Source organism: Gordonia terrae (assembly GCF_001698225.1).
Taxonomy (GTDB): Bacteria; Actinomycetota; Actinomycetes; order Mycobacteriales; family Mycobacteriaceae; genus Gordonia; species Gordonia terrae.
This window is the reverse complement of sequence record NZ_CP016594.1, coordinates 3,156,384-3,178,117: the sequence shown is the minus strand read 5'-3', so window position 1 is coordinate 3,178,117 and position 21,734 is coordinate 3,156,384. Positions and strand designations below refer to the sequence as shown.

The following is a 21,734-nucleotide window of genomic DNA, read 5'->3' as shown; positions in this document are numbered from 1 at the left end:
CGGGGTTCTGAGAGAACACACGTTTTCTCTGAGCTGATCATTGTGACGTCGTGCTGAGCCACCCTGTGATGGGGTGTGGAGCGGCGAAGGGGTGATCGGTGTGTGTTGTTTGAGAAGTGCATAGTGGATGCGAGCATCTTTATTTCAAATCAACTTTTTGTTGGTCTGTGATTTAGCAGAATTTGTAGTGTGTGATGTCTACATTCGGTCCTCGCGGTGCGGCCCTGTTGTGGGGTTGTGGTGTGGGGGTTGTTTGTAGGTGTTGTTGTAAGTGTGTAAGGGCGTTCGGTGGATGCCTTGGTACCAGGAGCCGATGAAGGACGTGGTAGGCCGCGATAGTCCTCGGGGAGTTGTCAAACGAGCTGTGATCCGAGGGTGTCCGAATGGGGAAACCCAGCACGAGTGATGTCGTGTTACCACCAGCTGAATGTATAGGCTGTGTGGGGGGAACGTGGGGAAGTGAAACATCTCAGTACCCATAGGAAGAGAAAACAATTGTGATTCCGTGAGTAGTGGCGAGCGAAAGCGGAGGAGGCTAAACCATGCGCATGTGATACCGGGTAGGGGTTGTGCGTGTGGGGTTGTGGGGTTCGTCTTCTTCCATCTGCCTGTGGAAGCGTGAGTGAGAAAATCATGTGTTAGGTGAAGTGGCCTGGAATGGTCTGCCGTAGTCGGTGAGAGTCCGGTAGCTGAAAACACATGGTCTTGCGTGACGGTGTCCCCAAGTAGCAGCGGGCTCGTGGAATCTGCTGTGAATCTGCCGGGACCACCCGGTAAGCCTGAATACTTCCTGGTGACCGATAGCGGACAAGTACCGTGAGGGAAAGGTGAAAAGTACCCCGGGAGGGGAGTGAAATAGTACCTGAAACCGGACGCTTACAATCCGTCAAAGCCTGTGCACAGTTTACTGTGGCGGGTGATGGCGTGCCTTTTGAAGAATGAGCCTGCGAGTTAGTGCTCGGTGGCGAGGTTAACCCGTGTGGGGTAGCCGTAGCGAAAGCGAGTCTGAATAGGGCGTTTGAGTCGCCGGGTCTAGACCCGAAGCGGAGTGATCTACCCATGGCCAGGGTGAAGCGTCGGTAAGACGTCGTGGAGGCCCGAACCCACTTCAGTTGAAAATGGAGGGGATGAGTTGTGGGTAGGGGTGAAAGGCCAATCAAACTCCGTGATAGCTGGTTCTCCCCGAAATGCATTTAGGTGCAGCGTCACATGTTTCTTACTGGAGGTAGAGCTACTGGATGGCCGATGGGCCCCACAGGGTTACTGACGTCAGCCAAACTCCGAATGCCGGTAAGTGAGAGTGTGGCAGTGAGACTGCGGGCGATAAGGTTCGTAGTCGAGAGGGAAACAGCCCAGATCGCCGGCTAAGGCCCCTAAGCGTGTACTAAGTGGAAAAGGATGTGGGGTCGCGAAGACAACCAGGAGGTTGGCTTAGAAGCAGCCACCCTTGAAAGAGTGCGTAATAGCTCACTGGTCAAGTGATCCTGCGCCGACAATGTAGCGGGGCTCAAGTACACCGCCGAAGCCGCGGCACTCACATATAGCCCGTCGATCTTCTATGGAGGGTCGGCCAGGTGTGTGGGTGGGTAGGGGAGCGTCCTGCATCCGTGGAAGCGCCGGAGTGATCCAGGTGTGGAGGGTGTGGGAGTGAGAATGCAGGCATGAGTAGCGAAAGCAGAGTGAGAAACTCTGCCGCCGAATGACCAAGGGTTCCTGGGCCAGGCTAATCCGCCCAGGGTGAGTCGGGACCTAAGGCGAGGCCGACAGGCGTAGTCGATGGACAACGGGTTGATATTCCCGTACCCGTGTATCCGCGCCCATGCTGAATCAGTTGTACTAACCATCCTGATCCCCCGGGAGCACCTTCGGGTGCCGAGTTGGGGTGATGCATGGGACCTTGGCTGGTAGTAGGCAAGCGATGGGGTGACGCAGGAAGGTAGTGGGGCCAGTCAGTGGTTGTACTGGTGTAAGCCTGTAGGGCGAGTGATAGGCAAATCCGTCACTCATGCAGCCTGAGAGGTGATGCGTAGCCGTTGAGGTGAATTCCATGATCCTATGCTGCCGAGAAAAGCCTCTAGTGAGTTGGTACACGGCCCGTACCCCAAACCAACACAGGTGGTCAGGTAGAGAATACTAAGGCGATCGAGAGAACTGTGGTTAAGGAACTCGGCAAAATGCCCCCGTAACTTCGGGAGAAGGGGGACCCATCCTGGTGACGGCATTTACTGCTTGAGCTGGTGTGGGTCGCAGAGACCAGAGAGAAGCGACTGTTTACTAAAAACACAGGTCCGTGCGAAGTCGTAAGACGATGTATACGGACTGACGCCTGCCCGGTGCTGGAAGGTTAAGAGGACCGGTTAGTCATTTCGGTGGCGAAGCTGAGAATTTAAGCCCCAGTAAACGGCGGTGGTAACTATAACCATCCTAAGGTAGCGAAATTCCTTGTCGGGTAAGTTCCGACCTGCACGAATGGCGTAACGACTTCTCTGCTGTCTCAACCACAGACTCGGCGAAATTGCAGTACGAGTAAAGATGCTCGTTACGCGCGGCAGGACGAAAAGACCCCGGGACCTTCACTATAGCTTGGTATTGGTGTTCGGTTCGGTTTGTGTAGGATAGGTGGGAGACTGTGAAGTGGGCACGCCAGTGTTCATGGAGTCGTTGTTGAAATACCACTCTGATCGTATTGGACTTCTAACCTCGGACCCTGATCGGGTTCAGGGACAGTGCCTGGTGGGTAGTTTAACTGGGGCGGTTGCCTCCTAAAAGGTAACGGAGGCGCCCAAAGGTTCCCTCAGCCTGGTTGGCAATCAGGTGTTGAGTGTAAGTGCACAAGGGAGCTTGACTGTGAGACGTACATGTCGAGCAGGGACGAAAGTCGGGACTAGTGATCCGGCACCGGCAAGTGGAAGCGGTGTCGCTCAACGGATAAAAGGTACCCCGGGGATAACAGGCTGATCTTCCCCAAGAGTCCATATCGACGGGATGGTTTGGCACCTCGATGTCGGCTCGTCGCATCCTGGGGCTGGAGTAGGTCCCAAGGGTTGGGCTGTTCGCCCATTAAAGCGGCACGCGAGCTGGGTTTAGAACGTCGTGAGACAGTTCGGTCTCTATCCGCCGCGCGCGTAAGAAACTTGAGGAAACCTGTCCCTAGTACGAGAGGACCGGGACGGACGAACCTCTGGTGTGCCAGTTGTCCCGCCAGGGGCACTGCTGGTTAGCTACGTTCGGAAGGGATAACCGCTGAAAGCATCTAAGCGGGAAGCCTGTTCCAAGATGAGGTTTCTCACCCCCTTTGCGGGGTTAAGGCCCCCTACAGACCATGGGGTTGATAGGCCAGAACTGTACGCACAGCAATGTGTTCAGGTGACTGGTACTAATCGGCCGAGGACTTACCAACAACACCCACAACATCACCACACAAGTGACTGTGGTGGTGTTCGCATCCACTATGTACTTCTGAAACAACACACAACAAACAAACACTGTTGTGTGGAAAGTGTTTCACAAAGTTACGGCGGCTATAGCGGAGGGGAAACGCCCGGCCCCATTCCGAACCCGGAAGCTAAGCCCTCCAGCGCCAATGGTACTGCACCCTAATCAGTGTGGGAGAGTAGGACACCGCCGAACACAATTTCAGAAAGGCCCCGTATTCGATGAAATTCTTTCGTCGGATACGGGGTCTTTCTCGTGTGTCAGCCGCGCCGGTGTCATCGGCGGTCGGCTCTTCCCAGCAAGGTTCGAGAGCATAGATTGGCAGCTATGAATGATCGTGATCGTCCGCGTCGCGAAGGGCGCGGTCAGCGGGACACCCGCGGACAACGCGACGGCGGCCGAGGCGGCCGTCCCGATCGTCCGGGGCGTGACCGGGGGTCTGATCGTGGCAGCCGGCAGCCCGGACCTCCGCTGCCCGATGACGTAGCAGCATCCGACCTCGATCCCGAGGTGCGGCGTGATCTGTTGACACTCGACAAGGCCAACGCGGAGATCGTCGCGCGGCACCTGGTGATGGTGTCGCGCATTCTGCTCGAGGATCCCGCGCAGGCGCTGGAGCACGCACGCGCAGCTCGCGCCCGCGCATCTCGAGTCGGCGTCGTCCGCGAGACCGTTGGCATCGCGGCGTACAACGCAGGGGAGTGGCAGGAGTCGGCGACCGAGCTGCGAGCGGCCAAGCGCATCACCGGCAACCCTGCTCTGCTTCCGCTCATCGCGGATTGCGAGCGCGGTCTCGGGCGGCCAGAGCGGGCGGTCGAGATCGCCCGTGGTGACGAGGGACGCTCGCTGACCGGCGAAGACGCCACGGAGATGCGGATCGTCGAAGCGGGCGCCCGAATGGATCTGGGCGAACCCGAGAAGGCTGTCGTCACGCTCCAGGCCGAGAATCTCACACCGGGGCAGCTCGGTACGGGCCCGGCTCGGCTCTTCTATGCGTATGCGTCGGCACTCGAGGCGGCCGGCCGCCGGGACGACGCGATCACCTGGTTCATGAATGCTGCTGCTGCCGACGTCGACGACGTGACCGACGCCGAGTTCCGTCTCACCGAGCTGGCCAACGACGATGCGCCGGGCGAGAGCGTGTCGATGAACGGCGTCGCTGCCGACATCGACGCCCGGCCTGTCTCCGTCTCCGGCGTCGAACCGGATGCGGCACCCACTTCGGACGTCGCGGCGCCCGTGTCGGCCGGTGAGTCATCTGTCGACGCGGCGACGAGCATTCCGGAAGCCGAGACGCTCCCTCGCGAGATCGACACCGTTGCCGCCGATCTGTCGCAGACCTCGACTCCGCCCGAGAGCTCAGTGCACGTGGACGAGGACGAGGAGGACGCCACCTCTGTGGTCGATGCGGAAGCGGAAGCCGTGTCCACCGACGAGGTGGTCGCCGAGTCGACGATCGTGGCAGGCGTGCCGAATCCGCTGACCACAGTGGAAGACGCCGACGCACCATCGACCTCGGACGCGTCCGTTGCGGAGGACAACGGCGGTGTCGTCGCGCTCGTCGATCGTCACGATGCACTTCTCCTCGATCTGGACGGCACCGTGTTCGCCGGGCACCGTGCGTTGCCGAATGCCCTCGATGCACTCGCGCGCCTGGCGATACCGCGCTTCTTCGTGACCAACAACGCGAGCCGACGCCCGTCCGAGGTGGCCGCTCATCTGCGCGAACTCGGGTTCGAGGCGACCGACGACCTTGTCGTGACGAGCGCGCAGTCGGGCGCCCGACTGCTGTCGGAACATCTCGAGCCGGGCTCGCGCGCCCTGGTGATCGGTACCGACGGTCTGGCGCAGGAGGTCCGAGAGGTCGGCGTCGGTGTCACGCGGAGTGCCGATGATCGGCCCGCCGCGGTGATCCAGGGGCATTCGCCGGACACCGGGTGGGCGCAGCTGTCGGAGGCCGCCCTCGCGATCCGGGCCGGCGCGCTGTGGATCGCGACGAACGTCGACGCCACCCTGCCGTCCGAGCGTGGTCTGCTGGTGGGGAACGGCTCGATGGTCGCCGCCCTGCGCAACGCGACGGGCAAAGAGCCGATGGTGGCGGGCAAGCCGGCCGCCCCGTTGATGGCCGACGCGATCGCGCGTGCCCGTGCGAGCGCACCGCTGGTCGTCGGGGACCGGCTCGACACCGACATCGAGGGTGGGCACGCCGTCGGTATCGAGAGCGCGCTGGTCCTCACCGGTGTGAGCACCGTCGACGATCTGCTGGCTGCTCCGCCCGAGCAGCGGCCCACCTACGTTCTCGAGGATCTCGCCGGGCTGTTCGTCGACATCGACGCCGTGCGGGTGTCCGTCCAGCCCGGATGGGAGATCGAGATCGACGGTTCGACCATCCGGGTCGGAGGCTCCGGGTCGGAGGCCGGTCTGGTGCCCGCTCTCGCCGCGGCGACCTGGTCCGCCGTCGATGCCGGTTCGGCGGATCCGGACGAGTTGCGGGTGGTCGCGGAGGGTGAGGCGAGGACCAAGCTCAAATCTCTCGGTGTCACACTCGTCGGCTAGCGTGGTGCACGATGAATCACCCGAGCGCCTCTCCGGCTGACCAAGGTCCGTCCCGGCCCACCCCGGGTGGGATGCCACGTCGGCAGTTCGATCCGGTCGCCGACGGGTTCGGCACGGCTGATGGGGTGGGCGAGTTGCCTGACGTGGACGCCGAGGTGTCCGAGATCCTCGCGCAGGTCGACGAAATTCGTGAGTCGGTGGGCGACACGTTCTCGCTTGCTGCGCTCGAACGTCAGGCCGGGCTTCTCGAACAGGCCCATGACTCGCTGACCGCAGCCCTCGACGCCGTCGACCGCCGATGACCCCGCCCGGAAGCCAGGCGTCGCCTGCGACGCGGTCCTGACCATGGCCACCAGAGCACGGCTCGATGCCGAACTCGTCCGTCGGGGCCTAGCTCGCTCGCGCGAGCAGGCGCGCGAACTCGTCGATGCCGGTTCGGTCCGGGTGAACGGGACGGTCGCCTCGAAGGCGGCCACCGGCGTCACCCGCGACACCCCCATCGTCGTCGACGAGGGTCCACGCGACGATTGGGCCTCGCGGGGAGCGCACAAACTTCTCGGTGCCCTCGAGGCCTTCGAGCCGGAGGGTCTCACGGTCGAGGGGCGTCGCTGCCTCGACGCCGGCGCGTCCACCGGCGGCTTCACGGATGTCCTGCTCCGGCGCGGCGCCCGTGAGGTGGTCGCCGCGGATGTCGGTTACGGACAGCTGATCTGGCGGTTGCAGAACGACGAGCGCGTCGTGGTCCACGACCGGACCAACGTCCGACACCTCGAGCCCGACGCCATCGGCGGCCAAGTCGACCTGGTGGTCGCGGATCTGTCGTTCATCTCGCTGGGGCTGGTGCTCCCCGCACTGGCCCGGTGCTGCGCACCGGGCGCCGACCTGCTGCCGATGGTCAAGCCGCAGTTCGAGGTCGGCAAGGACCGGGTGGGTTCGGGCGGCGTGGTCCGCGACCCGGAACTGCGCGCCGACGCGGTCCTGGCGGTCGCGACCGAAGCCGCCTCCCACGGTCTACGGACCCGGGGCGTGGTCGCGAGCCCGCTGCCCGGGCCGTCGGGGAACGTGGAGTTCTTCCTCTGGCTGCACAAGGAGCGGGCCCACCGGACAGGCGGGGAGTCGGGGCAGGGCGATAGGGTCGACCGGTCGGACTCGACCGACGCGGATCGCACCACCGGGTCCCCGGACGAACTCCGAGCCATGATCGAACAAGCGGTCGCCGCGGGTCCGCGCTGACCGCTCGGGTCGGTGGCGTCGCCGCTCTCCGACACCGCACTCTTTCCAGGCCGCACTTCGATGGAGGGAACCACCAGTGACCGACGATTCGGTGCCGGACCACGACCCCGGTGCCCGCGAGTTCTTGGTGGTCGCCCATACGGGACGCGAGAACGTCATCGAGACCATCGAGGCGATCGCCCGACGCTGTGCGGCCGCCGACGTCGCGCTCCGCGTGGTCGATCACGACACGCTCGACCGCGACGCCCCCGATCACGACGTGCTGTACCGGAACAACGAGGGCGACTCGCCTCGACCCCCGAACGTCCCGGTCGATCCCGAGTACCTGCGATCGCTGGGCGCCGTCGTCGAGGTCACCACGGCCGAGTCCGCCTCGGCCGAGGGCTGCGAGCTCGTCATCGTCCTGGGAGGTGACGGCACCTTCCTGCGGGCCGCGGAGCTCGCCTACCCGGCCGAGGTCCCGGTTCTCGGTATCAACCTCGGGCACATCGGCTTTCTCGCGGAGGCCGAGGCGCACCGCGTCGACGAGGTCATGAACCAGCTGATCGCCCGGGACTACCGGATCGAACCGCGGATGACCCTCGACATCGCCATCGTCGATCCGACCGACCCGGATCCGCCGACCGCGTGCAGCTGGGCCCTCAACGAGGTCGCGGTACTGAACACGAGCAACAACGGCGTCCTGGAGCTCGTGACCGAGGTCGACGGCCGCCCGGTCTCGGCCTTCGGCGCCGACGGCGTGCTGGTGTCGACGCCGACCGGGTCGACGGCGTACGCCTTCTCGGCGGGCGGGCCGGTGATGTGGCCCGATCTGGAGGCCATCCTGGTCGTACCGAACAACGCCCATGCACTGTTCGCGCGGCCGATGGTGACCAGTCCGCGATCGCGGATCGCGGTGGAGGTGGACAAGAACGGACGGTCGGCGCTGGCGCTGTGCGACGGCCGGCGCGCGCTCGACGTGCCCGCCGGCGCACGTGTCGAGGTCGTACGCAGCGAACGGTCGGTGCGCTGGATCCGCATCGACTCCGATCCCTTCGCCGACCGACTCGTCACCAAATTCGCCCTCCCGGTCACGGGATGGCGAGGGAGGCAGGCATAGGCGTGCTCGAAGAGATCTCGATCACCGGTCTGGGTGTCATCGAGGAGGCGCAGGCGCGCTTCCATCCCGGATTCACGGTGCTGACCGGCGAGACCGGTGCGGGTAAGACGATGATCGTCACCAGCCTGCACCTGCTCTCGGGTGCCCGTGCCGACGCTTCGCGGGTCCGGACCGGCGCGGCCAAGGCGATCGTCGAGGGCCGGTTTCGACTCGCGGACAACGGCGCCACGCAGCGGGACCCGGTCGTTGCCGAGATCCTCGACTCGACCGGGGCCGAACTCGACGACGACGACACCGTCATCGCGGTCCGATCGGTCAGCGCCGATGGACGCTCTCGTGCACATCTGGGCGGTCGATCGGTGCCGGTCGGCGTGATGGGTCAGCTCACCACCGCGGTCCTGGCCATCCACGGCCAGAACGATCAGTTGCGTCTCCTCCGCCCCGAACATCAGCGGGCCGCGCTCGACACCTTCGCCGGGTCCAAGGCCGTCGCGGCGCTCGATTCGTACCGCAAGGCCCGATCGGCCTGGGTGGAGTTGCTCGACGAGCTCGATGTCCGGCGCGCGAATCACCGCGAGCTCGCGCAGGAGGCCGATCGGCTGCGGTTCGGCATCGACGAGATCGCCGCCGTCGATCCGGTGCCCGGCGAGGACGAGGAGCTGACCGCGACCATCCGTCGGCTCTCCGATCTGGAGTCCATTCGCGGCGCCGCAGATCAAGCCCACCACCTCGTCGCCGGCGATTCGGGATCGTCGGTCATCGAGGGTCTCGGAACGGTGCGGACCCTTCTCGAGACCGCGGCGGACGACACCCTGCGCGACCTCGTGCCGCGCGTGGCCGAAGCGCTCACCGTCATCACCGATGTCGGTGCCGAACTGACCGCATTCACCTCGAGCCTGCCGGCCGACGCCGAGGAGCTCGACAAGTTGCTCGCGCGTCAGGCCGAGCTGAAGACCCTGGTCCGCAAGTACGCACCCGACGTCGACGGGGTGATCGACTGGCGCCGCACGGCCGAGGCCCGGCTCGCCGAGATCGAGGACCCCCGTGCCTCGATCGAGGAACTCGAGGTCGCCGCGGCGGCTGCGCGCGACCGGGTGCAGACCGCGGCGGAGAAACTCCACACGCTGCGCGCGAAGGCCGCGAAGTCGATGTCCGACAAGGTGTCCCGTGAGCTCAAGGGGCTGGCGATGGGGGACTCGGCGTTGGCGGTCGCGGTCAACCCGGACCCGGCGTCGCCCGATGATCGGTTGGCCGTCACGGTCGGCGGCACCTCGGTGCACGCCGGCGCCGACGGCGCGGACAAGGTCGAGTTCGCGCTTGTCGCCCATCCCGGCGCCACCCCGTTGCCCATCGCGAAGTCGGCGTCGGGCGGCGAACTCTCGCGGGTCATGCTCGCGCTCGAAGTCGTGCTCGCCGCACCGACGTCGGGTTCGGTGATGGTCTTCGACGAGGTCGACGCGGGCGTCGGCGGCCGCGCGGCGGTCGAGATCGGTAAGCGGTTGTCGAGGCTGGCCCGGGCCCACCAGGTCATCGTGGTGACCCACCTTCCCCAGGTGGCGGCCTTCGCCGACAACCACCTCGTCATCGGCAAGAGCAAGAAGGGGGCACTGGTCACCAGCAGTGTGCGCACGCTCGATCGGGACGAGCGGGTCGCGGAGTTGGCCCGCATGCTCGCGGGCCTGGGGGAGTCCGACACCGGGCGCGCCCACGCGGAGGAACTGCTGGCGACCGCAGAGGCGGAGCGCGCCGCCGATTGACCGGCGACGGGCGGTGAAACACATGGTGCGTGTGTGACAAAAGTTGCTCCTGTTACGGCGCGCCTCCCCGGCTGAGGCATGCCTTCGGCCGATCATGGCCGTCATGAAGATGCCTGCACTGCTCGCGCGTACCACCGAAGAACTGCCTGGCGTGACCGGTATCGCCAGAATCGACAAGAACACGAAACGGCTTCTCAACCGCGTCGGGCCGGGCGACATCGCCATCCTCGACGAGGTCGACCTCGACCGCGTGACCGCCGACGCCCTCGTCGAGGCCAACGTGGTGGCCGTGGTCAACGCCTCGCGGTCGATCACCGGCCGGTACCCCAATCTCGGGCCCGAGGTCCTGGTGGCATCCGGCATCGCGCTGCTCGACGACGTGGGTCCGGAGATCTTCAAGCGGGTCAAGGACGGCGCCAAGGTACGGGTCCACAACGACCGGCTGTACGTCGGCGAGCGGCGGCTGGCTCTCGGCACCGAACTCGACGAGCGCGACATCGCCGACATCATGATCGGCGCCAAGGCCGGTCTCGTCGACCACCTCGAGGCGTTCTCCGGCAACACGATCGAGTTCATTCGCAGCGAATCGCCGTTGCTGATCGACGGGGTCGGGGTGCCGGAGATCGACGTCGACGTCGCGGGCCGCCATGTCGTCATCGTCGGCGAAGGCGCCGACCGCGCCGCCGATCTCCGCTCCCTCAAGCCGTTCATCAAGGAGTACCAGCCCGTCATGGTGGGTGTCGGGGCCGGTGCGGACACCCTGATGAAGGCCGGGTACAAGCCCTCGATCGTCGTCGGCGATCCCGAGACCATGAAGACGGCGACGCTGAAATCCGGTGCGCAGCTGGTGCTTCCGGCCGACACCGACGGTCACGCGACCGGGCTCGAACGCATCCAGGACCTCGGCATCGGCGCCACGACGTTCCCGGCCGCCGGCTCGGCCGGAGACCTGGCGCTGTTGCTCACCGACTACCACGGTGCCGACCTGATCGTCACCGTCGGCTATCCCGGGTCGCTCGACGACTTCTTCGACCGGTCGCGTCGGGAGAGCAACCCGTCGATGTTCCTGACGCGACTCAAGGTCGGTCAGAAGCTGGTCGACGCGAAAGCCGTCGCCACGCTGTACCGCAGCCGGGTGTCGGGTGCTGCCATCGCCTGTGTCGTCCTCGCGGCGCTGGTGGCCGTGATCGCAGCCGTGATGTTGTCGAACGCGGGCACCGACATCACCGATTGGATCGTCGTGCAGTGGAATGCGCTGCTCGACTGGGCACGAGAGGTTTGGAACAGGTAGCCGATGATCTCGCTACGACAGCACGCGATCTCGCTGGTCGCGGTCTTCCTCGCGCTCGCACTGGGACTCTTTCTCGGGTCGGGTTTCGTCGGTGACCGTGTCAACTCGATGACCGGCACGAGTCGCGACCGCATCGGCGATCTGGAGAACGAGCGCGACGACCTCAATGCAAAGCTCAACGCCTCCAACAGCTTCGACCATGCGATCGCGCCGCGACTCATCGCGGACAAGCTGAAGGGGCAGTCCGTGTTGGTGGTGACCGCGCCCAACGCGGCGGAGGCCGATGTCGATGCGGTCAAGGAGTCGATCTCGGGTGCGGGGGCCCGCTTCGGTGGGCAACTCGCCCTGACCGACGCGTTGCTCACCGACGGCAAGTCCGAGGAGCTGCGGACGATCGTCGACCAGACGATCCCGCCGGGCACGATGCTCCGCGCCGAACTGACCGATTCCGGCGGACGGGTGGGTGACCTCCTGGGCGCCCTCGTACTGTCCAACGAGACGGCGCGTCCGGCGTCGTCCGGTGATCGTCGGACGGGTCTCGGCACGCTGCGCGACGGCGGGTTCATCGATTACGCCGACAATGCCATCACCCCGACCGATCTGGTCGTCGTGGTCACCGGCGACGAGTTCGGCCCGGACTCGGGCGCGCAGGGCGCGCTCGTCGGTCGGTTCGCCGCCGCGATGGCGGCACGCGGCGTCGGCGGTGTGCTTGTCGGACGCACGGGTTCGGCGTCGGGCGGATCTCCGATCGCCATCGTCCGCTCGGATCCGTCGCTGGCCAACGCCGTGTCGACGGTCGACAACATCGACCAGCCGACCGGCCTCATCACGACGATTCTCGCGCTCACCGCCGAGGTCGACGGCACGACCGGTTCCTACGGCACCGGGGCCGGGGCGACCGCGATCACCGTCGGCGCCGACGGTCGACCCGCCGCCTAGGCCGGGCTCGCCGCCTCGAACGTCAGTACCGCCACGCCCGCCTCCGGTGTGGCGGTGCGGCGTCGGGCGCCGGTGGTGTTACCCTGGAGTCCCGTAGGTAATCAGGGCATCGGCCCCGATTCGGCCGACGGGAGACACTTCTTTTGCGACCACTTCGCCATGTACATGACACCAAGCACATCTTTGTGACCGGTGGCGTTGCTTCTTCACTGGGCAAGGGCCTCACGGCTTCTAGCCTGGGTCAGCTACTCACCTCACGGGGCCTCCGGGTCACCATGCAGAAACTCGATCCGTATCTGAACGTCGATCCGGGCACCATGAATCCGTTCCAGCACGGAGAGGTGTTCGTCACCGAGGACGGCGCCGAGACCGACCTCGACGTGGGACACTACGAACGCTTCCTCGACCGGAACCTCTCGCAGTCGGCGAATGTGACCACCGGACAGGTGTATTCGACGGTGATCGCCAAGGAACGCCGCGGCGAGTACCTCGGCGAGACCGTCCAGGTCATCCCGCACATCACCGACGAACTCAAGGCGCGCGTGCTGGCCATGGGCGAGCCGGACGCCGACGGCGAGGTACCGGACGTGGTGATCACCGAGATCGGTGGCACGGTGGGCGACATCGAGTCGCTGCCGTTCATCGAGGCCGCGCGTCAGGTGCGCCACGACGTCGGTCGGGACAACGTCTTCTTCCTGCACGTCTCGCTCGTGCCCTACCTCGCGCCGTCGGGTGAGCTGAAGACCAAACCGACCCAGCACTCCGTCGCCGCACTGCGCAACGTCGGTATTCAGCCCGACGCGCTCATCCTGCGCTGTGACCGCGACGTGCCCGAGGGACTCAAGAAGAAGATCGCGCTCATGTGTGACGTCGAACTCGACGGCGTGATCTCCACTCCCGACGCCCCCTCGATCTACGACATCCCGAAGGTGCTCCACAGCGAGCATCTCGATGCCTACGTGGTCCGCAAGCTCGGACTGCCGTTCCGTGACGTCGACTGGACGGTGTGGGGCGAGCTCCTGCGCCGCGTGCACGAGCCGCGGGAGACCGTCCGCGTCGCACTGGTCGGCAAGTACGTCGACCTGCCCGACGCCTATCTGTCGGTGACCGAGGCGATCCGGGCCGGTGGCTTCGCCTGGAAGGCGCGTACCGAGATCAAGTGGGTGCCGTCGGACGAATGCGCCACTCCGGCAGGTGCACAGGCCGCCCTCGGCGACGTGGACGCGATCCTGATCCCCGGCGGCTTCGGCATCCGTGGCATCGAGGGGAAGGTCGGGGCCATCTCGTACGCGCGCCGGCGCGGGATCCCGCTGCTCGGCCTGTGTCTCGGACTGCAGTGCGTGGTCATCGAGGCCGCCCGGTCGGTCGGGCTCGACGAGGCGAGTTCCACCGAGTTCGACCCGGACACACCGCACCCGGTGATCTCGACCATGGCCGATCAGGCCGACGCCGTGGCCGGCGACGCCGACCTCGGCGGCACCATGCGACTCGGTGCCTACGACGCCGTGCTGAAGGCCGGTTCGGTCGTCGCCGAGGCGTACGGGACGCGCGAGGTGTCCGAGCGTCATCGCCACCGCTTCGAGGTCAACAACGCCTACCGCGACAAGATCGCCGATTCCGGACTTGTCTTCTCTGGCACCTCACCCGACGGGCATCTCGTCGAATTCGTCGAGTACCCCAAGTCGGTCCATCCGTATCTCGTTGCCACTCAAGCACATCCGGAGCTGAAGAGCCGGCCGACCCGGCCGCACCCGCTGTTCCGGTCGTTCATCGAGGCGGCGTTGAAGTACAAGGCTGCCGAGCGCCTCCCGGTCGACCTGGGTGACGACTACGAGTCGAATGATGCCCCCGCGGATGCGGTGGCTGCCGTCAACGCGGTCACGGTGGAGCCGGTGGCCGGCCTCGGCGAGACGGCGCTCGACGACTCGGCCGGCCGGAGCTGACCCGTTTTGGGCCACGACTTCGAGGTCAAGGACAGCCGCACCGTCTACGACGGCGCGATCATCACCCTGCGGGTCGACGATGTCGAGATGCCCGGTGGGCGCGTCGCCGAACGTGAGGTCGTCGAGCATTTCGGGGCGGTCGCGATCCTGGCGCGCGACGACGCAGGTCGCGTGGCGATGGTGCGGCAGTACCGCCATCCCCTCGGCCACCGTCTGCTCGAGTTGCCCGCCGGGCTCCTCGACCAGGCCGACGAGGAGCCGTTGGCCGCCGCCAAGCGCGAGTTGGCCGAAGAGACCGACCTCGCCGCCGACTCGTGGCACGTCCTCGTCGACCTCGCGCTCTCACCCGGTTTCACCGACGAGGCGTTGCGGCTGTACCTCGCCGAGGGCTTGCACCATCTCGACGCGGCCGAACGCATCGACGAAGAGGCCGACATGTCGGTCGAATGGGTGCCGCTCGACGACGCGGTCGCCCAGGTGTTCGCGGGGGAGATCGTCAACGCGACCAGCGTCGCCGGGATCCTGGCCGCGGCGGCCGCCCGGGATTCCACGACCGGCCTGCGCGACGTCGACGCACCGTGGCCGGACGAGCCGACCGCGCTGCGCAACCGTCGGGCCGACGATCGGGGCCGCCGGTCGTGACCCTGGCCGCCGACATCTCGCGATACCTCGACCATCTGACTGTGGAGCGGGGTGCGGCGGCCAACACGGTCTCGTCCTATCGGCGCGACCTCGAGCGGTACCGGCGGTACCTCGACCGCCGGGGGATCTCCGCACTCGACGCGGTGGCCGAGGAAGACATCCGCGAGTTCCTCGTGGAGTTGCGGCGCGGTGACACCGACGCCGGGTTCGCGCCGCTCGCCGACAGTTCGATCGCGCGAACCCTGGTCGCCACCAGGCGCTTTCACAAGTTCGCGATGGACGAGGGGATCGTCGCGACCGACGTCGCACATGATGTCCGGCCGCCTCGTGCCGCACGCCGGCTGCCGAAGTCGCTGCCGGTGGACGAGGTGCTCGCGATCCTCGACGCCGCGGGTGCCGACGACCACCCACGTGGTCTGCGCGACCGCGCGCTGCTGGAGTTCCTCTACAGCTGCGGGGCGCGGATCTCCGAGGCCACCTCGCTGGACGTCGACGATCTCGATCTCGACGACATGCGCGCAGTTCGCCTTCGGGGCAAGGGTGGGAAGGAGCGCCTGGTCCCGCTCGGCGGACCCGCCGTCGACGCACTCGAGGCGTATCTCGTTCGTGGGCGGCCCGCGCTGGTGTCCCGGGCGACGCCCGCACTGTTCCTCAACGCGCGCGGCGGACGGCTGTCCCGGCAGAGCGCCTGGCAGGTGCTCGTCACCGCGGCCGAACGCGCCGGACTCGACAAGGCGGTCTCGCCGCACACGCTGCGGCACAGCTTCGCGACCCACCTCCTCGACGGTGGTGCCGACGTCCGCGTCGTGCAAGAACTCCTGGGACATGCCTCGGTCACCACCACGCAGGTGTACACGCTGGTGACGGTGAACACGATGCGCGAGGTCTATGCCGTCGCACATCCGAGAGCGCGCTGACCCCTCGGATGGCCTCGGGCGCGCCGACGCCGGAATGACCGGGCGGGTGTCCTAGGCTGATACGAGGTTCGGCCGCCGACGGGCGGACCGGCCGCACCACCGAACAGTGGCGACATCGGCAAGACAGCAGCGGCATCGAACAGCAGCGGCATCGAACAGCAGCGGCATCGAATAGAAGCGGCATCGAACAGCGAAGGGAGCGGCGGACACGTGACCACTCCGAGCGCACCGCGGTCTGGCGCCCGTCCGGGAGATCAGTACAGCATCCAGGTGTCGCCCGGTAACGACACCGAGGAAGCCGACTCTGCACACCCTTCTGGGGACGCCGATGAGATCGGCCCCACCGGTCGGCCGTATCGCGACGTCCCCGAGCCGGCTCTGCTCGACCGTCACGGACCCGCCACGGTGATCGCGGTCTGCAACCAGAAGGGCGGCGTGGGCAAGACGACGTCGACCATCAATCTCGGTGCAGCCCTTGCCGAATACGGTCGTCGGGTGCTGCTCGTCGACCTCGATCCGCAGGGAGCCCTGTCCGCGGGTCTCGGTGTGCCGCATCACGAACTGGAGCAGACCGTCTACAACCTGCTCGTGCCGCCGCAGGTGGCGACCGACGAGGTCCTCATGCGGACCCGCGTCGACGGCCTCGACCTGCTGCCCAGCAACATCGACCTGTCCGCCGCGGAGATCCAGCTGGTCACCGAGGTGGGTCGCGAGCAATCGCTCGGCCGGGCGCTGCATCCCGTGCTCGATCGCTACGACGTGGTCCTCATCGATTGCCAGCCGTCGCTCGGTCTGCTCACCGTCAACGCGCTGGCCTGCGCCGACACCGTGCTCATCCCGATGGAATGTGAGTACTTCAGCCTCCGCGGTCTGGCGCTGCTCACCGACACGATCAACAAGGTGCGCGACCGTCTCAACCCGCGCCTCGACCTCGGCGGCATCCTGGTCACCATGTTCGACGCCCGTACGCTGCACTCGCGCGAGGTGATGGCCCGCGTCGTCGAGGTGTTCGGCGACGCGGTCTACGACACCGTCATCGCTCGAACCGTCCGTTTTCCGGAGACCAGCGTGGCCGGCGAGCCGATCACCTCCTGGGCGCCGAGGTCGGCCGGCGCGAAGGCCTATCGGGCGCTCGCGCGCGAGGTCATCGCCCGCAACGTCAAAGGCGCATGACGCTCGGCACGGATCAGGCGCCGCCCGACGCCGCGACCCCCGACCTCGACGCACCGGCGGGGGAGGACTCGACCGACGTCGCCCAGGAGCCCGGCTTCCGGGTCAAACTGCGCAACTTCGAGGGCCCGTTCGACCTCTTGCTGAACCTGATCTCGCAACACCGTCTCGATGTGACCGAGGTGGCGCTGCACGAGGTCACCGACGACTTCATCGCCTACACGCGCGAACTCGGTCCGGAGATGGGCCTGGACCAGACGACCGAGTTCCTCGTCGTCGCCGCGACGCTCCTGGATCTCAAGGCGGCCCGCCTGCTGCCGTCCGGAGAGGTCGACGACCCCGAGGATCTGGCTCTGCTCGAGGCGCGGGATCTGTTGTTCGCCCGGCTCCTGCAGTACCGCGCATACAAGCAGGTGGCCGCGCTGTTCGGCGAACTCGAGGCCGCCGCCCTGCAGCGCTATCCACGCGCGGTGTCGCTGGAGAAACGGTTCGAGGATCTGCTGCCCGAGGTGACCCTCGGCGTCGACGCCGACGGCTTCGCCCAGGTCGCCGCTGCGGGGCTGACGCCCCGTCCGGTGCCGACCGTCGGCCTGGACCACCTCCACGACGTGCAGAAGGTGTCCGTCCCGGGCCAGGCGCGTCGGATGGCCTCGCTGCTCAGCGCGGCCTCGGGGACCTGGCTGAGTTTTCGTGAACTGACCGCGGATTGTGCGAACGGGCTGGAGATCGTCGGCAGCTTCCTCGGGCTGCTCGAGCTGTTCCGCGAGCGGGCCGTCGCCTTCGAACAGCCCGTGGCGCTCGAGGAACTCGCGGTGATGTGGACGGGCGAACGCGGCGCCGATGACCTGCGCATCGACAAGTCAGAGGATTACGGATGACAGACCAGGTTCCCGAGGTCGAGATCCTCGACCCGACCAGGACGGCCGGCGGGGAGGACCCGGGTCCGGACGAACCCGAGCAGACCGAGCTCCACGGCGACGGGGAGTACCTCGACGACGATCGGTTGCGCTCGGCGCTGGAGGCGGTGCTGCTCGTCGTGGACACCCCGGTGACCACCGACGAACTCGCGAACGCGGTCGACCAGGACCGCACGCGGGTCCGGGAGATGCTCAACGCCATGTCGTCGGAGCTCACCGCGTCGGGGAGCGGTTTCGATCTGCGCTTCGCCGGCGACGGCTGGCGCTACTACACCCGCGCGGAGTACGCCCCTTACGTCGAGCGGTTGCTGCTCGACGGGGCACGGTCGAAGCTCACCCGGGCGGCCCTCGAGACCCTCGCGGTCATCGCCTACCGGCAACCGGTCACCCGAGCCCGCGTGAGCGCCATCCGCGGCGTGAACGTCGACGGCGTGATCCGCACGCTCGTCGCCCGTGGACTGATCAACGAGGTCGGCACCGAACCGACCACGAACGCGACGACCTATGCCACCACCGAGTTGTTCCTGGAACGTCTCGGCCTGGCATCCCTGGCCGAACTGCCCGATCTGGCGCCGCTGCTGCCCGACGTCGACCTCATCGACGACCTCGACGAGGAACTGCTGTCGGATCCCCGATTCGCCAAACTGTCCTCTCAACCGTCAGACTCGAAGGAACTGATCATCGACGGTGGCACCACCACCGACTCACAGGACTGAGAGAACATGGCATCCGCTGGCCGAGATGGCTCACCGGGACAACGCCGCAAGGGCGCGCCCGCACAACAGCCGCGAACCAAGAAGACCCACCGCAAGGGGTCGTCGAAGCCGAACGCCGAAGTGGGCAAGATCCGGCTCAACAACGCACGGCCGGCGCGCCACCAGACGCCCGCCGATGAGAACCAGGGCGCCGGAGCCAATTACGTCGAGGACGGCGTTCGGTTGCAAAAGGTGCTCGCCCAGGCCGGCGTGGCGTCGCGACGCGGTGCCGAAGAACTGATCGCCGCCGGTCGTGTCGAGGTCGACGGTGAGATCGTCACCGAGCAGGGTCTGCGGATCGATCCGAACACCGCCATCATCCGCGTCGACGGTGCACGCGTGATCATGGACGAGACCCGTCAGTACCTGGCGTTCAACAAGCCCAAGGGCTGGCAGTCGACCATGTCGGACGATCAGGGTCGTCCCTGCGTCGGTGATGTCGTCGCCGAGCGGGTCATGGCGGGGCAGCGACTGTTCCACGTCGGCCGTCTCGACGCCGACACCGAGGGTCTGCTGCTGCTGACCAACGACGGCGAACTCGCGCACCGATTGATGCATCCGTCGTTCGAGGTGCCCAAGACATATCTGGCGACCCTCAAGGGGGAGGTGCCGCGCGGTATCGCGCGACGCATGCGGGAGGGTGTCGACCTCGAAGACGGTCCCGTCCTGGTCGACAGGTTCACCGTGATCGAGGTCCACGAGGGGCAGTCGCTGGTGCGGATCACGCTGCACGAGGGCCGCAACCGGGTGGTCCGCCGGATGATGGACGAGGTCGGCTACCCCGTCGTCAAACTGGTTCGCACACACGTCGGTTCGGTGGCACTCGGCGAACAGCGCCCGGGCAGTCTCCGTGTTCTGGGCAGCGACGAGGTCGGTGGGTTGTACAGGGCGGTCGGCCTGTGAGCGACGGCACGTCGGAGTCCGCAGGCGGGACCACGCACGTCGTCGCCATCGACGGCCCGGCGGGCACCGGGAAGTCGTCGGTGTCGAAACTGCTCGCGGCGAAGGTCGGGGCCAGCTACCTCGACACCGGCGCCATGTATCGGGCGGTGACGCTCGCCGTTCTCGATGCCGGTGTGGCGCTGGATGATCCGGCCGGAATCGCCCGTGTGGTGGCCGGCGTCGACATCGAGTTGGTCCCGGACGGAGACGGCGCCAAGGTCTTCCTCGACGGCCGCGACGTGTCCGGTCCGATCCGGACCGACCACGTCACGAGCGCCGTGTCGGCCGTCTCGGCGGTCGCCGAGGTGCGCACGAAACTGGTTGCGCTGCAACAGCAGAACGCGCAGGGCCGGTTCGTGGTCGTCGAGGGCCGCGACATCGGCACCGTGGTGTTCCCCGACGCCGACGTCAAGATCTTCTTGACCGCGACGCCCGAGGCGCGCGCCGAGCGGCGGCACAAGCAGAATCTGGCCGGCGGACGCGACAGCGACTACGACGCGGTGCTGGCGAGTGTGAACCGGCGCGACCATCTCGACTCGACGCGCAAGGTCTCGCCGCTGCGCGCGGCCGATGACGCGACCGTCGTCGACACCAGTGACAAGACCCTCGACGAGGTGCTCGAGGAACTGAGCGGCCTCGTGACGACCCGGATCGGAGCTGTGGAACGGTGAGCGACAACTACTCGGACGATCTCACCGCGCTGCCCGGTGACGGCACGTGGTCGGACGAATCCGACTGGCAGCTGACCGATGTCGGGGGCGCCGACGACGCCTCCGGCGTCGAACACATGCCGGTGGTGGCGATCGTCGGACGACCCAACGTGGGCAAGTCGACGCTCGTCAACCGCATCCTGGGCCGTCGGGAAGCCGTGGTCGAGGACATCCCGGGCGTGACCCGTGACCGCGTGTCGTACGCGGCGTCGTGGTCGGGTCGCCGCTTCACCGTCGTCGACACCGGTGGCTGGGAGCCCGACGCGAAGGGGCTGCAGCAGGCCGTCGCCGCGCAGGCCGAGCTGGCGATGCGCACCGCCGACGCGATCGTCGTCGTGGTCGACGCCACGGTCGGTGCGACCGCGACCGACGAGGCCGTCGCGCGGGTCCTGCGGCGGTCGAAGACCCCGGTCATCCTGTGTGCCAACAAGGTCGACAGCGAACGTCTCGAGTCCGACACCGCGTCCCTGTGGTCGCTGGGGCTCGGCGAGCCGTATCCCGTGTCGGCGGCACACGGCCGCGGGGCCGGCGATCTGCTCGACATCATCCTGGACAAGCTGCCCGAGACCCCGCGGGAGGCACCAACTCTCGGTGGTCCCCGTCGCGTCGCGCTCGTGGGCAAGCCGAACGTCGGCAAGAGTTCGCTGCTGAACAAGCTCACCGGCACCGAGCGGTCGGTGGTCGACAACGTCGCCGGGACGACCGTCGACCCGGTCGACGAGCTCGTCGAACTCGGCGGCAGGACGTGGAACTTCGTCGACACCGCGGGTCTGCGACGCAAGGTGCGGACCGCGAGCGGACACGAGTACTACGCGTCACTGCGGACGCGGTCGGCGCTCGACGCGGCCGAGGTGGCGATCCTGCTGATCGACGCGTCGGAACCGATCACCGAACAGGACCTGCGGGTGCTGTCGCTCATCATCGAGAGCGGGCGGGCGCTCGTGATCGCGTTCAACAAGTGGGATCTCGTCGACGAGGATCGTCGGTACCAGTTGGACAAGGAGATCGATCGCGAGCTGGCACGCGTGCCGTGGGCGCGCCGGGTCAACATCTCGGCGTCGACCGGCCGGGCCGTCCAGAAGCTGGTGCCCGCGTTGGAATCCGCGCTCGACTCGTGGGACAAGCGCATCTCGACCGGCCCGCTGAACAACTGGCTCAAGGACGTCATCGCCGCCAACCCGCCGCCGCTGCGCGGTGGCCGACAGCCGCGCGTGATGTTCGCGACTCAGGCCTCGGTCCGGCCGCCGACCTTCGTGCTGTTCACCACCGGTTTCCTCGAGGCGGGCTATCGCCGCTTCCTCGAGCGGCGGCTGCGTGAGGAATTCAACTTCGACGGTTCGCCGGTCCGGGTCAACGTCCGTGTCCGCGACAAGCGGGAGCAACGCCGAAAGCGCTGAACTGCGGTCTGTCTGTGGCGCACGACACCCG

Annotated in this window: 17 protein-coding genes and 2 rRNA genes; all 19 read left to right on the top strand. The window is 66.6% G+C overall.

Annotated elements, in window-relative coordinates; all coding sequences use genetic code 11:
- The first annotated feature begins 265 nt into the window (after positions 1 to 265).
- The 19 genes from BCM27_RS14360 to der all read left to right on the top strand — a co-directional run bounded on the left by BCM27_RS14360 (position 266) and on the right by der (position 21,703).
- Positions 266 to 3,400: ribosomal RNA gene (locus tag BCM27_RS14360) — 23S ribosomal RNA — on the top strand.
- A 113-nt stretch (positions 3,401 to 3,513) separates the two neighbouring features.
- A 5S ribosomal RNA gene (rrf, locus tag BCM27_RS14355) occupies positions 3,514 to 3,630 on the top strand.
- 136 nt (positions 3,631 to 3,766) lie between these two features.
- On the top strand, positions 3,767 to 3,922 hold the full coding sequence (locus BCM27_RS26090; protein WP_231896064.1) for a hypothetical protein: 156 nt from the start codon (positions 3,767 to 3,769) through the stop codon (positions 3,920 to 3,922).
- A gap of 38 nt (positions 3,923 to 3,960) precedes the next feature.
- Positions 3,961 to 5,991 carry an HAD-IIA family hydrolase gene (locus tag BCM27_RS14350; protein ID WP_239450602.1) on the top strand — a complete coding sequence of 677 codons (2,031 nt, stop codon included), beginning with the start codon at positions 3,961 to 3,963 and terminating at the stop codon, positions 5,989 to 5,991.
- 11 nt (positions 5,992 to 6,002) lie between these two features.
- Positions 6,003 to 6,293 (top strand): hypothetical protein, encoded by a 291-nt coding sequence (locus BCM27_RS14345; RefSeq protein WP_004022223.1) that lies wholly within the window; start codon positions 6,003 to 6,005, stop codon positions 6,291 to 6,293.
- 43 nt (positions 6,294 to 6,336) lie between these two features.
- Positions 6,337 to 7,224: a TlyA family RNA methyltransferase gene (locus BCM27_RS14340; RefSeq protein ID WP_004022222.1), complete on the top strand. Its 888-nt coding sequence runs from the start codon at positions 6,337 to 6,339 to the stop codon at positions 7,222 to 7,224.
- Between the two features lie 76 nt (positions 7,225 to 7,300).
- Positions 7,301 to 8,323: an NAD kinase gene (locus BCM27_RS14335; protein WP_004022221.1), complete on the top strand. Its 1,023-nt coding sequence runs from the start codon at positions 7,301 to 7,303 to the stop codon at positions 8,321 to 8,323.
- A gap of 2 nt (positions 8,324 to 8,325) precedes the next feature.
- A complete protein-coding gene (gene recN, locus BCM27_RS14330) occupies positions 8,326 to 10,080 on the top strand; it encodes a DNA repair protein RecN (RefSeq protein ID WP_004022220.1) in 1,755 nt (584 codons plus the stop codon).
- Positions 10,081 to 10,183: 103 nt separating this feature from the next.
- Positions 10,184 to 11,371, top strand: coding sequence for a putative cytokinetic ring protein SteA (gene steA, locus BCM27_RS14325; protein WP_033204963.1), 1,188 nt, complete (start codon positions 10,184 to 10,186; stop codon positions 11,369 to 11,371).
- A 3-nt stretch (positions 11,372 to 11,374) separates the two neighbouring features.
- Positions 11,375 to 12,310 carry a copper transporter gene (locus tag BCM27_RS14320; RefSeq protein WP_004022218.1) on the top strand — a complete coding sequence of 312 codons (936 nt, stop codon included), beginning with the start codon at positions 11,375 to 11,377 and terminating at the stop codon, positions 12,308 to 12,310.
- A gap of 143 nt (positions 12,311 to 12,453) precedes the next feature.
- Positions 12,454 to 14,253 carry a CTP synthase gene (locus BCM27_RS14315; RefSeq protein ID WP_004022217.1) on the top strand — a complete coding sequence of 600 codons (1,800 nt, stop codon included), beginning with the start codon at positions 12,454 to 12,456 and terminating at the stop codon, positions 14,251 to 14,253.
- 6 nt (positions 14,254 to 14,259) lie between these two features.
- Positions 14,260 to 14,895: an NUDIX domain-containing protein gene (locus tag BCM27_RS14310; RefSeq protein ID WP_004022216.1), complete on the top strand. Its 636-nt coding sequence runs from the start codon at positions 14,260 to 14,262 to the stop codon at positions 14,893 to 14,895.
- On the top strand, positions 14,892 to 15,812 hold the full coding sequence (xerD, locus tag BCM27_RS14305) for a site-specific tyrosine recombinase XerD (RefSeq protein ID WP_004022215.1): 921 nt from the start codon (positions 14,892 to 14,894) through the stop codon (positions 15,810 to 15,812). The genes BCM27_RS14310 and xerD overlap by 4 nt, the downstream gene beginning before the upstream one ends.
- Before the next feature lie 210 nt (positions 15,813 to 16,022).
- Positions 16,023 to 16,985 (top strand): ParA family protein, encoded by a 963-nt coding sequence (locus tag BCM27_RS14300; RefSeq protein WP_004022214.1) that lies wholly within the window; start codon positions 16,023 to 16,025, stop codon positions 16,983 to 16,985.
- A complete protein-coding gene (locus BCM27_RS14295; RefSeq protein ID WP_004022213.1) occupies positions 16,982 to 17,860 on the top strand; it encodes a segregation and condensation protein A in 879 nt (292 codons plus the stop codon). Before BCM27_RS14300 ends, BCM27_RS14295 begins: the two co-directional genes overlap by 4 nt.
- A complete protein-coding gene (gene scpB, locus BCM27_RS14290; protein WP_004022212.1) occupies positions 17,857 to 18,615 on the top strand; it encodes an SMC-Scp complex subunit ScpB in 759 nt (252 codons plus the stop codon). The genes BCM27_RS14295 and scpB overlap by 4 nt, the downstream gene beginning before the upstream one ends.
- 6 nt (positions 18,616 to 18,621) lie before the next feature.
- The gene (locus BCM27_RS14285) at positions 18,622 to 19,557 is read left to right on the top strand and encodes a pseudouridine synthase (RefSeq protein WP_004022211.1); all 936 of its coding nucleotides are present in this window, start codon (positions 18,622 to 18,624) and stop codon (positions 19,555 to 19,557) included.
- Positions 19,554 to 20,267, top strand: a complete 714-nt coding sequence (gene cmk / locus BCM27_RS14280) for a (d)CMP kinase (protein ID WP_004022210.1) — start codon at positions 19,554 to 19,556, stop codon at positions 20,265 to 20,267. The genes BCM27_RS14285 and cmk overlap by 4 nt, the downstream gene beginning before the upstream one ends.
- Positions 20,264 to 21,703 carry a ribosome biogenesis GTPase Der gene (der, locus tag BCM27_RS14275; protein WP_004022209.1) on the top strand — a complete coding sequence of 480 codons (1,440 nt, stop codon included), beginning with the start codon at positions 20,264 to 20,266 and terminating at the stop codon, positions 21,701 to 21,703. The genes cmk and der overlap by 4 nt, the downstream gene beginning before the upstream one ends.
- The last annotated feature ends 31 nt before the right edge of the window (positions 21,704 to 21,734 follow it).